Here is a 260-nt window from a genome sequence, read left to right as displayed (position 1 = left end):
CCCGTAACCTCGCTTCCGGAACGCCACGCAGCGCTCCCCGATGGCACACCGATGCCGACGCTCACCTCATCCGAGCGTGGCGTCCGGCATTCGGGGCTCACTTCGATTGCAATCAGACAAAAATGTTCATAGGACCTATCCGTCCGTCGGGCCGATCTTGTTACATGGGCCCGACCACACCCACCGGCCACGGATCGGCCTCGTTTCGAGATTCGCTGATGAACACCGAACCAATCTACCGCCAGGTACCGACAATCAGC

Origin of the sequence: Nocardia sp. AB354 (genome assembly GCF_049538315.1) — a bacterium.
Classification (GTDB): domain Bacteria; phylum Actinomycetota; class Actinomycetes; order Mycobacteriales; family Mycobacteriaceae; genus Nocardia; species Nocardia nova.
The sequence above is the reverse complement of the archived record's forward strand: the minus strand, read 5'-3'. Positions refer to the sequence as shown.